Consider the following 11,893-nt stretch of genomic DNA (forward strand, 5'->3'; position numbering starts at 1 on the left):
TTACCTAATATTCAATCACTTCATTTAGCATTGGCTTTGTTAAACTAACTAAATAACCATCTAAAAAACCTATATAAAATTGATTTTTCCTCTTTGGGTTTTTGAGGCTGTGTTTTACCGAGATTTTTTTTAGCAACAGGTTTATTTATAATAGTTGCAATTTTAGTTTCGACAATAAAGATTTCTCGAAATGTTAATACAAATTCACCATAGGTCTCCTTTTTTTGAGTCAACCCTACAGAAGTAAGAACCATGTTTTTGTACAGTTTTGCATTTGTTTGCAATATAACAGGTTCACCACTACGTTGAATCGCCAATAACTTTTCGTAAGCATCCGCAATCCGATCTGAAGATAAACTATTCAATTGTGGGGACTGATATTCAGGAAGAAAATCAGCCACAACTGGATTTTGAATTTTTGCTTCACTTTCAAAATGGGATGCAAATCGATTGACCATACACTGAGCTTGTCCGCTAAATATGTTCAGCGGCATGGGCAATGGATAATCATTAAAATTCGATTCCACAGTACTGTACACTGACACATTATTTATTTCATATCCAACAATAAGCCCATTTATTGAGATTTCTTTAGGATCTAATACTGCATGATCTGCAATATTAGCCCCACTTTCAATTGGATTTTCAGTTAGTTTTAATTTAGATGTATGCTGTTCAGAGGTATTAATATCTAAACTGAATATAAAATTATTACTAACAATCAACCCATTGTTTGTTGATGATTTATTTAATATAGATTGAAACATCAGTTAGACCCCATTGCTGTGCATGTATTATCGTTGATTCGTCTTGCTGTGTTGTCTACAATATTATAAATGCTATCAAAGCCATCCTGAGCCTGGGTAACATTCATCGTATTATGAATTGTTACTGAATTATTATTGAGGTTTGTATTTGATGAAGATAAACTACCAGCGTAAGCAAAATTTGTATTAACATTAGCTAAATTTTTATTATCATTTAATTTTTTTTCTTCATCATTATCATTATTCATATTGATACCTAGCCATGAAAGCTTGTCCTTAATACCATTTTTGGCTTTATTAAGGAAACCATCATAGTTATCTTTGATCCATTTTTTTCCGTCAGAAAATGGTTTTTTAATGAAGTCAAAAACTTTGGAAAAAGCATCTTTAATGCCATCAATAAAAGAATCAAGATCGACACCCCAAATATTGAATAAATCTTTTACTAATTTCCAACCTTCTTTAAATGGAGTTGAGATAAAATCGATTACGGCTTCAAAAGATTTTCCAATTTTTTCCGTGGTAGAAGTGCTAACATCAGTCCAAATGCTAAATAGATTTTTAACATAATTCACTGCCGCCTCAAAAGGTGAAGTTAAAAAGTCAAATGTGGCGTCAAATACTCTTCCTATAGTTTCAACAGTCTTTTCCGCATTTTCTTCGCTCATACCAAAGTACATGAGAATATCTTTAGCTGCATTTCTACAAGAAGTAGTTACATCATCCCATAAGTTAGAAAAAAATGAGGTTATACCGTCCCAATTATCATAAATGAGATAACATGCTAAAGCGATTGCTGAAATAATAGCCAGAATTGGATTTGCTATCATAACTGCAGTAAGGGCTTTTATCGCGACACCAATTGTTCTTATTACTTTGACCACTGCTCCAAGCGCTTTGAAAGCATTACCGACTTTAACAATAGCTTTGGTAAGTGAAGAAATTAGTTTGGCTTTACCTGATAACCAGGCTAATTTACCCCCTACAAGTAGTAGATATCCTAATAAAGCAAAAATTACACTTTTCCAATTTTTATCTAAATTTTGCCACCAATCTATTACTGCCTTTATGCTGTCTATACAGGCTTGCCAAAATGGACCAAATAAACTTTTACCGCCTTTCAAGAAAACCATGAAATCATCAATGATTAATAATAATCCTGTTATCAAACCTATTATCAAACCTAAAGGACTAAATAACATAGCACGATTCAAAATTGCCCAAGCAACACTTAAGGCTATTATGGCGTTTTCCCAACCGATTGTGTTAGAAATAATCATGTCGATAAATTCAAAAGCATGCTTTATCACTTGAATAAAACTCGAAACAACACTAACAACGACATTGATACCTTTGGCAACCAATTCCTTGTTAGTCTCGAGCCATTTATTAAAAGTCATAACAAGATCAGTTACACTTGGTAATAATCCTAAAGCAATTTTCGTTTTTATGGTGTCAATCGCCAGACCTGATTTCTCAATCTCAGCCTTGTATTTTTTTACTAATGCTAATTCCTTTTTTGAAATTGAAAATAAAAGATTTTTTTTGGTAGAAAGTTCTTCTGCTTTGTCAATAGCGCTATTAAAAGCATCAACAATTTTTTCACCATATTTTTTTGCAGCAGATGAAATTTTAACTAGCTTTTCTTTCAATGACTCAAAATTAGATTTGGATTTTTCAGCTGATTTAGCAGCCTTATCTGTAGACTCAGCAAGTTTTTCTGTATTTCCAGCTGCTTCCTTAGTAGATTTAATAGTTTTTTCTATAGATTTAATGGACTTCTCTATGGATTTAGTAGCGTCTTCTACCGCACTCACAATTTTGTCACCATATTTTTTAGCAACAGTTGTAATGTCATCTAAAGATTCTTTCAAAATTTCAAATTTAGATTTAGCTTCTTCAGATGACTCAGCGGCTTGTTTTACAGATTTGTTAGAACCAGTAATGACATTAGTAAGCGAATCATTTATAACATTACCAATGTTTGATAACTTCATTGCACTGATTTCTAACAAAGTAGTGACTTTAGTTAGATTGTTTACTTGTGAGATATCAACACCAATTTTTATCAAATATTGTTCTAGATGCACTTTATTTCTCCTTTGGCTTTTCAGCCAATCTAACTTCTGCTATCACATTGTGCATTTCGATAACATCATCAAGTGAATAAACAGTTCTTAAATCGTGGAGTGTTGCGTATTTGTTTACAATTACACTCCACATAAACCAATCTATATCGCTTTCTTGGCTATCTCCTCCAAGCTGAGCGTATTTACATTGGATAACAGGCCACTTGGTAAAAAACCCAAAAAATGGAATTTTAATCCCTCAATGATGATTTGATAATAATGGCTTCTGTGAGCATTGAAAAATTCACTAACCTCTCTAGGATTTTGGAATAGTACCTTCTTACCTGCTTCATCAGTAGCAGTAACATAATCAAGAATGAATCGTTCAATTTCCTCAAACTGTTCAGTGCCAATGTTAGAAGCCAATTGACCAATATCAAGCCCTGATTTATCATCCCCCAACGAAAAACAGCCCTTTAAAAGGGCTGTTAATTTTTTGAGATATTTATTGGCTTTGTAAAAATCTGCCTGTTTAAAGACATAAACAACATCGTCTAATGTATAATCTTTGTTTTCCATTATAGACCACCTTTGATGTTAAATTCAGCCTTCGTTGCTTTAAGTGTCCATGTTAAACCATTGTGTGCTGTACCTCGAGCAATTGTCGGCGGCGTAGTAAACCAACATCCGGTTAATAAAAACTCATCGCCATTACGTAAATCTTTATAGGCAATTAATTTACTAGTCGCTTTAGTTGGATTATTAATTTGCTCTTGTCGTAATTGATTTAATACTTCGTTAGTTTCAGTGTGTTGTAATGTTTTAATTGTAACAGTAGCACCTCTATTACATGTATTAACAAATACGCCTTCACCATTAATACCATAAGTGATATCTCCATCATCACCTATTGGAGCAATACTTATAGAATCTTGAGCATTTTCATAACCAGTAATTTCATAGCCATCAATTGTTAAGACAGCATCTTCTAAAGAAAAAGATTTATTAGACATCGTGTATCCTTATCGATTAAATTGAACAATAATATCAACGCTGTGACCTGCACCAGCAAGTTTCAATGCGCAGTTGATTGGCATCATTTTGCGCGCCTCACGATCAGCCGTGTCTTGCGTATCAAAAGAATCAGAATAGAAATAATATCCATTCATGGTATCTCCAGATTTTAACTCACCAATATCACCAAGCGACCATTTACCAAGTCCAAGAAATCCGTTATTGACAAATTGTTCACCAATGATTTTTAACTTACTAATTAAACGTTGTTGACCTTTATCGGTTTGAGGTATCTTTGTTGGTTCACCTTGTAAAGCATTAAAGGCTTGGACTTGAATAGCATTAACAAACGCATCTAAACCAGTTGTTTCATCAATAAATGTTCCACCAATCATTACACCTTCTGCAAGCATATTGACACCAGCATAATCAGTATAGAAATTGATACCTAAGCGACGGCATTTCATTGCTTCATTGACAGTGATTTTGTCATCTGAAGTAACACTAGCCTCTTGTTTAAACTTAACTGTTTTAGCAGTATTAACACCAGTCCAAACGGTAGTTAACGCAATACCCATAAGTTCAGCAGCAGCATGATTATTTCCTTTGTTATTATATTGAACCATCAAACGACCACTATTACGTTTTGACAATGTTTTAAGAACATTATCATCACTGTATTCAATATTTTTAACACGAGTTTCGGTATAAGCTAATACTTTGGCATTTTCAACGCCTTGTGCAACAATCCAATCATGAGCCTCAACTAGTTCACTATCAGTAATCGTATTTGCAAAGTAAACACCATACCAATTTTGATATTGATTTTGTAATGCAGTTAATGCTTCAGCAGGCGACTCTTTACTATAAGTTGTCGCATCCTCTCCTTTAATTAATGATGCTTTACCATCAATTAAATTACAAAGATTACCGATATAAGAGCCTTCTGATTGAGAATCAAACACATATCCAAAATTGTCGCCCTTACCTTCTTTTTGAGCAGCTAAAATAAATCTATTACCAACAGAATCATAAATAACTGAAACTCCACTATCTTTTAATTTAGTATTGATGACAGTTGCAACATCATTCATACTTGATACATTGCTAAAATCCAGATCAGTAATTTGATGTTTAGCATCACCAAAATAAAAAGAAAAATAACCATCTTTAATATTCTTAAATTGAATATAACTGACAGCTAAGGCAGAGCCATTAATTTTTGAACTCAACGCTTTAGTTGTAACGCCTTCTTGCATATATTTAGCAATCAATGCTGTTTTTGGTTTTGGCTGAGCAGAAAATAAAGCAACTGCAGCTTTATATGCATCAGAATCAGTGCCAAATAAATTTGCGACTGTCGTTGCATCAGAAACAACAACATAGCGCGCATCTTTATTGCTAAACTCTTCACACATATCTTTTGTAAAAATAGCCACAACGCTTAGGTCTCGTTTTTGTGCCCCTCTTGGCGATTGTTGTAGAGTTGCATCTACGACTTGACTTAATGGTAAACTCATTTAGTAACCTCGAATGTAAAATTAACGTTATCACCGCGTTTAATTTCGGTTTTAACGATTGGATTGATGGAAAAAATAAGATCTACTTGTGCATGACGAATTGTTTTGTCAGCAGAAGTTGTAGATATGTTTTCAATATCAGAGCATCTAAGATACCCCATTCTTAATTTTTTTAATTTTTGCCATACAGGCGTTAACTTCATTGACTCCGTTAACTTGCATAGCAGATCATAGGCATCATTGCCATAGGTTTTGACAGTTATAGTTGCCTCTTTTAGAGTAGATATCACTTCCTCCTCTTCATTGCCGAAATATAAAATTTCTTTTCCTATTTCAGTTTGGGAAATATTAAGTACAGTGACAAATCTATCTAAACTTGAAACATCAGGCACGCTATCTTCATCAAATATGTTTGATTCCGGTAAGTTCAAAATTCCCGCTATCAAATTTTTAATCTCAGTCATTTCAAGTTTAGAAACAGTCGTGATTTGCATAGTTGCTCCATAAAAATAGAAGATATTGCTTAATGATTTAAAATCATGCTTTTCGTAATTTGGCATTAACAATCAATTTTTTAATTGTGTTAAATTTGTAGTTGGGTTTTTCGATAATTAAGTTATCTAGATTCAGATAAATTAGAATGGCAATTTTTCTAATCTAAAAAGTAATTAAAATTGATTTAAGTTATTAGGAATATTTTGAAAAATTAAACAGGATCATATTAATTTTTTACACATAAAGTTAACTTATTGAAATAAAATAAGTAATATTACGTAACTTATTCTTTGCACATAAATTGCGTATTGTTCTTGGGTGCAATCTCCTGACAATAATATTGCTGCCAACCTTCAATTATGGCTCGGTTATAGCCGATTGCGTTGGTGAGACGGTAATAATCTTGTTGAGAAGACTTTGCAAGTCGTAAGGCTTGCTCAGCAACATCGCTGGTGGTGGCACTATTTCGCTCGATGGCGGCAACTTTGACGCGCAACTCGACAAGACCATTATCCACATTATCACGTAAATTCTCTGTTTTAGCCTGTTCATCTTTTATTGTCTCAATGATAGTTGACTCAATTTGTTTAATGGCATTATTATTTTGTTGATATGCTTTAAATTGCGCTTCTAACGTAAGGGTTTTAGTGATAGCTATTTGTTCATCCTTCCAACAGCGATACGCAAAATAGAGCGCAAAAAAAGTGATAAAAATACAACAATACGGTAATATTTTAGGGAGTAACGTAAACTTGTTCATCACATCAAACCTTTTAAATACACTGTTTTACCGCCATTTTTAACTGCAGTGAGTACTATTTGACGGTTTTTGGTTGGACTAAATCCGATATGCACCCATTGATTATGCTCTTGGATAAGCTTATCAAATACCACACCGGCATCAATTAAGCGTTGACAAATTTGTTTCGGGGTACCAAATGGAGAACGAAAGTCAACCGCTAAACCCTTTGTATGAGCACTATTTGCCGCACCACCGACCCGGGTATTTAATGCCGGACAACGATAGCCTGAGGTTATGATTACCGGATGTCCTAACGCTTTTCTAACAAATTCAAGCTTAATCGCAGTCAGTTGAACATTAGGCATCAGCTCAGCCGGTACTGAATTATCTATTTTTAGTCGACTGGCGGTCAGTGAATAAGTAAACTCTTCCAGTTTGAAGTGTTCAGTCAATTTCATTTGTTTTAATTTCCTCTCAATTATCATGTCCACGTGTTTTTTTTATTAATTGTTCTTCAAGCGCTTTGATTAAGGTGGCTCCTGACCAACCGGCTAAACCGGCAACACCGCCTGCCAGTTCAAACTGCCAGTTAAAATAACTGGCTGCCAGCACCACCAGCGCTCCGGCAAAAGTAGAAATAAATATCTGAGCAATTAAAATCATCAGATTAAACTTATTCCCATTAATAATGTGATAGCAATAACTGGCTAATGACCCCAGTAAGGTGACAAAAAACAAATAAACGACAACATACCAATTGATATTGTCAGGCTCTCTGATTGGCATAGGTTTAATCTTCATAGGTGAGCCTCAGAATGAGGCGATTGAAATAAGAAAGGGTTACACAGCTCTTATGTTAAGTCATTTTCTGAGATTGCTCTGTGAACCCATAAATCGTTATAGCTCTATAGTCGAATTTTAGATATAAAAAAACCGCATTAAAGCGGCTATATAAAAATGACTTATATTTATGAAACTTATCAAGATAAACTTTTTTATAAAAGTAAACATAGTGTTATATTAAAACTTTCAATTTTTAGGCAATAAAAAAGCCCGCTTAACGGGCTTTTTAAACAATTCTTGATTTTGAGATAATTATATACTGATTAGCGTACGTTGTCAACCCTAAAGCCGATCTTTTTATCATAATATTATTTATTACGCCTAATTATTTTACATAATATCTGATAGTTCGGAAAAGATACCCAAAATCGACCTATTTATATTAATGATAATTTAGCATATCAATTAAAACAAACAATCAAAAAAGGTAAGGTATTTTATTGACTAGATGGATTCATATCACAGATATATTTACTTTCTTATACATTAGATAAATGAAAAGTAAATTTGAGTTAATAGAATACATTATTGTTATTGTTATTGTTATTGTTATTGTTATTGTTATTGTTATTTAAAAACACTTGCATTTAATATCTGAAATATCAAATTAGGAATAATAAAAAAGCCCGCAAAGCGGGCTTTTCATACAATTCTGCATTTTGGAATAATTATATAATTGTTTGCGTACGTTGTCAATACTTAGTCTCCAAATCAGTATAAAAGAATATTAATTACTTCGAAAATTAACTTTTAGTCATACCTAAATACTATGTACAGATAACTACGCCTAAAATTCGCATTCACCAATATGTTTAATGTTTCGAACAGTACGTTATTACACACGCTATCATTAGTAATTAAAGCAGAAATTTTAGGTTTGATCGTCGTTTTGGGTAATTTTAGTGGCTTATCTCTTTCTATGTAGATATAATTATCAAGAATTATTTCAACACAATTCGGGAATTTCTGAAATAATTTTATCGTTCCTTTTTCACTATTTAGTTGTTTTTGTTATCGATATTATTATGTCGATAATTAATCTATTTTTTAGTCGTTAATAATGGTTGCACAATTATCTTAAGTTATATATTATCGATAACCTATAGAATTAATGATAACAATAGCTATCAAAGAACCAATAACTATGATTAGTTGATTGGTAATAACTTGACTTATATAATCATAAGCTCTATCAAGATGAGATAAAATTATGACTACATTTACAGATAGATTAAATTTAGCATTGAAAAACTCTGGTTTGTCACAGCATCAATTAGCTGAAAAAGTGAAAATTAGCCAACCAGCTATTCAAAAACTTCTTTCAGGGAAATCGAGTACATCTAGAAAAATTGTCGAAATAGCTAGTGCATTAAATGTCGACTTATTATGGCTAACTAAAGGTATTGGTTCAGCTACAAATAACAAAAGTAAATCAAATGCATCAATGCTCGGTGCTATTGATGAATGGGATCAGCAAACACCTCTTGATGATGATGAAGTTGAATTGCCTTTTTATAAAGATGTTCGACTTGCAGCTGGTAATGGATTTGCAGATGATATAGAAGATTACAATGGATATAAATTAAGATTATCACGCTCAACAATGCGTAAATATGGTATTGATAAAGATTGTGCTGTCTGTTTAACTGTTTATGGAGATAGTATGGAACCTGTCTTTAGAGACGGTTCTACAGTAGGTATAAATCAAGCAGATAAAAATATCCGAGATGGAAAAATATATGCAATCAATCATGACGGATTGTTAAGAATAAAAATACTCGAAAAATTACCGGGTAATCATGTTAAAATTCGTAGTTATAATTCCGAATACAGTGACGAAGTTGTATCTCAAGATGAAATAACCGTGTTAGGAAGAGTTTGGTGGCAATCATCGATATTAGATTAACACATTTAATAGTAATTATTACCGCTACGGCGGTTTTTTTATAACTTTTATTATTAATATTTTTTATTACAACTAATAAAAAGTTAGCTCACCAATATATTTACAATAAATTAAGTTATTCCTAGTGATTAATATTGAGTAAATTAATAAAGTTAAGAATGAATAACGGTTTTAATGGGACTTTCGAATAACATTTCAATATAAACCATAATACAAGATATCTGTCATTTTCAAATCACAGGTAAAACCAATATCTTTATCAATTTATGAACGTTATAAAATTAATATTACAATTTTGAATTATTAAATAATATCCATATAATTGGATTAAAATTTCAACTATATAATTAGATAACTTACTTACAAATTGAAACAATATGAATTAAACAATGCAAAATGCAATAAATTGTTTGAAGAAATAGATCATCGCTATTGTTATAGAATGAAACTAATGAATGCAAATTTAGATAACAAAATGAGAGTTTATGTTTATATAAAGCTAAATAATTTAAAATATAAGCGTTATCATTATTAAATTAATCTTAATGATAACGCTTGTATGTTTATAGATTAGGTGAATTTACTAGCATAAAAGGTAAGTAAAACAAACTTTTTATACGATAGACTAATAGTTGTTCTTAGTAATGAACGCCGCATAATGCTCTTTTCGGTTCATCATTACCCCAAGCGCTAGGAAATGAAATCATTCCATCATGGCTTGAAACAACAATTCCTTCTGTAATTTTTTCTTTATTTTCATTAGTTATAGTATGTGTTTCGTTTGTGTAATACCAACCAAACAGCCACTTAGTTTTCGGATAAGATACTGGAATACTATTATATTTTTGTGATAATAATCTTCCCCATTCACCAAAAACACCTTTACCAATACCACGAGTCATAATATTATATAAACGTCCCTTCATGCCATCTAAGTTTTTAGTCGAATACTCTGAAGCATTGTTTAAATCTTGACGACTTAATAATTGCATGCCACCACTACACTGTGTTTTGGCATCAGCATAACTTTTCGTTGATGTTATTTGTGGCTCAACCCAAAGTCCCAAGGTAAAAGTATAGTCATAATGGATATTTTTATCTGATTTTAAAGTAGCAGTGATTTTCGCTGTTTTAAATTTACTGTTAAACGTTACAATACCATTACTATCAACGGTTACAGAACTGTTATTACTGGTATAATTATAATCTTGTTGTAAACCACCCATGACTAACTGAAATTGTGCACCAGAAAAACCTGTTGTTGGAAAAGGAACTTTAGAAACGGTTGGTTTTACTTTATACCCCTGATTTATTACATAATCTTGAGTGTGTCCTCCTCCTACATAAGGATTAGGTTTGTCTTTGGATATTCCATTCAAGCCCATACCGGTTAGGTTCCAACTAGCATCATTTTCCTGCAAATCATTTCTTACAGAACGCCATTGAGTAGTCGGATCTGTCAAAATTCCATTTGGTTTTGCAAAGCAAGTATTAGCAACAGCTATTTGGTAGGTTTTAGTAATAGTTTTTTTGCCAGCAGACTCAGTTTGAATAAAATTAACCGGATCGCTTTCTTTAGGATTCCCGAATTGCGTATGCACTTTAATATTTGATGCCGTAATTTGCAATTTTAATGGCATTTTATATTTATTATGACTACATGCAATATCTTTAAGATCTGCATCATCAACCTTTTTATTATTACTATCTAGCCAAACGTAATTTAATGTATTTGTAACAGGTGTATTAGCATCAAAAGGATCCCCATTCTTATCAAAATATTCACCATTCACATCATCAATTGCGTTTCTAGGAGTAAAATAACTTTTTATGACAAAATCTTTAAGATTTGTAGTATGATCAAAGTATTTTGTATCTGCACTTTTTATATTACCTAATTTTTCACTGTAATCCACTCCTTTATAATTAAAACCGAGTTTATCAACTATAGATTCAGATGCAAAAAATAAAGGTTTATCTCCTTGAATCGAATTGATAGTTGCTGTTGAAAGTGCAGCATTAGCAAAGTTAACACTACCTAAAATAAACATAGCAGATAGAAAACTAAACCTTGCTATTTTCTTTTTATTTTTTAATACAGATAAACTTTTTAAATAATTCCAATTTATAGTTGAAATTAAATCTAAACTCAGATTATGTTGAGAATCTAGTTTTACTTCGCTTAAAAATTGCGATTTTGTTTTTTTATATTGTTTCATATCGTTTTCTTAATTAATAAAATAAAAAATCAATCATTACTCAATTTGGATTGATTTCATAAACCTTCACTAGTTAGAACATACTTATGAATCTAGAGGTATGCTCATGGCGCGCATTATCGATCGGATTTATCGATCTATCAATATATGATTAATTTAAAATCACTATCAAAACAATGTATAAATAACTAAATCTAATTTTTTCAAGGTTAAATTTTTAATCATTGACAGTTTATTTTTTAGCAACAAGAATTAGAATAACCAGTTGATTAATAATGTTTTTTATTTTTTATTTGGGGTTTTAGTTTAAAACCAGAT

Annotated in this window: 11 protein-coding genes; 1 reads left to right on the forward strand and 10 read right to left on the reverse strand. The window is 31.8% G+C overall.

What is annotated here, in order from left to right; all coding sequences use genetic code 11:
- Positions 1–44 precede the first annotated feature (44 nt).
- The 9 genes from ACKJXD_RS00345 to ACKJXD_RS00385 form a co-directional block, all read right to left on the reverse strand.
- Positions 45–767 carry a phage baseplate protein gene (locus tag ACKJXD_RS00345; protein WP_430875200.1) on the reverse strand — a complete coding sequence of 241 codons (723 nt, stop codon included), beginning with the start codon at positions 765–767 and terminating at the stop codon, positions 45–47.
- Positions 767–2,857, reverse strand: a complete 2,091-nt coding sequence (locus tag ACKJXD_RS00350; RefSeq protein WP_430875201.1) for a hypothetical protein — start codon at positions 2,855–2,857, stop codon at positions 767–769. The genes ACKJXD_RS00345 and ACKJXD_RS00350 overlap by 1 nt, the downstream gene beginning before the upstream one ends.
- Positions 2,858–2,998: 141 nt before the next feature.
- On the reverse strand, positions 2,999–3,415 hold the full coding sequence (locus ACKJXD_RS00355; RefSeq protein ID WP_430875202.1) for a phage tail assembly chaperone: 417 nt from the start codon (positions 3,413–3,415) through the stop codon (positions 2,999–3,001).
- Complete coding sequence (locus ACKJXD_RS00360) at positions 3,415–3,849, reverse strand: phage protein (RefSeq protein ID WP_220215242.1); 435 nt, start codon at positions 3,847–3,849, stop codon at positions 3,415–3,417. The genes ACKJXD_RS00355 and ACKJXD_RS00360 overlap by 1 nt, the downstream gene beginning before the upstream one ends.
- 9 nt (positions 3,850–3,858) lie before the next feature.
- Positions 3,859–5,370, reverse strand: a complete 1,512-nt coding sequence (locus ACKJXD_RS00365; RefSeq protein ID WP_430875203.1) for a DUF3383 domain-containing protein — start codon at positions 5,368–5,370, stop codon at positions 3,859–3,861.
- Complete coding sequence (locus ACKJXD_RS00370; protein ID WP_430875204.1) at positions 5,367–5,864, reverse strand: phage neck terminator protein; 498 nt, start codon at positions 5,862–5,864, stop codon at positions 5,367–5,369. The genes ACKJXD_RS00365 and ACKJXD_RS00370 overlap by 4 nt, the downstream gene beginning before the upstream one ends.
- A 284-nt stretch (positions 5,865–6,148) precedes the next feature.
- A complete protein-coding gene (locus ACKJXD_RS00375; RefSeq protein WP_430875205.1) occupies positions 6,149–6,625 on the reverse strand; it encodes a lysis system i-spanin subunit Rz in 477 nt (158 codons plus the stop codon).
- Positions 6,625–7,065, reverse strand: coding sequence for a D-Ala-D-Ala carboxypeptidase family metallohydrolase (locus ACKJXD_RS00380; RefSeq protein WP_430875206.1), 441 nt, complete (start codon positions 7,063–7,065; stop codon positions 6,625–6,627). The genes ACKJXD_RS00375 and ACKJXD_RS00380 overlap by 1 nt, the downstream gene beginning before the upstream one ends.
- A gap of 16 nt (positions 7,066–7,081) precedes the next feature.
- Positions 7,082–7,408, reverse strand: coding sequence for a phage holin family protein (locus ACKJXD_RS00385; protein ID WP_294827950.1), 327 nt, complete (start codon positions 7,406–7,408; stop codon positions 7,082–7,084).
- Between the two features lie 1,252 nt (positions 7,409–8,660).
- On the opposite strand from ACKJXD_RS00385, the gene ACKJXD_RS00390 reads away from it, so the two are divergent.
- The gene (locus ACKJXD_RS00390; RefSeq protein ID WP_430875207.1) at positions 8,661–9,356 is read left to right on the forward strand and encodes an XRE family transcriptional regulator; all 696 of its coding nucleotides are present in this window, start codon (positions 8,661–8,663) and stop codon (positions 9,354–9,356) included.
- A gap of 638 nt (positions 9,357–9,994) precedes the next feature.
- On the opposite strand, the gene ACKJXD_RS00395 is transcribed toward ACKJXD_RS00390, so the two are convergent.
- Positions 9,995–11,575, reverse strand: a complete 1,581-nt coding sequence (locus tag ACKJXD_RS00395) for a hypothetical protein (protein ID WP_430875208.1) — start codon at positions 11,573–11,575, stop codon at positions 9,995–9,997.
- Between the last annotated feature and the right edge of the window lie 318 nt (positions 11,576–11,893).

The sequence above is a fragment of the Gilliamella sp. G0441 genome (genome assembly GCF_050589305.1).
In the GTDB taxonomy this organism is placed as follows: domain Bacteria; phylum Pseudomonadota; class Gammaproteobacteria; order Enterobacterales; family Orbaceae; genus Gilliamella.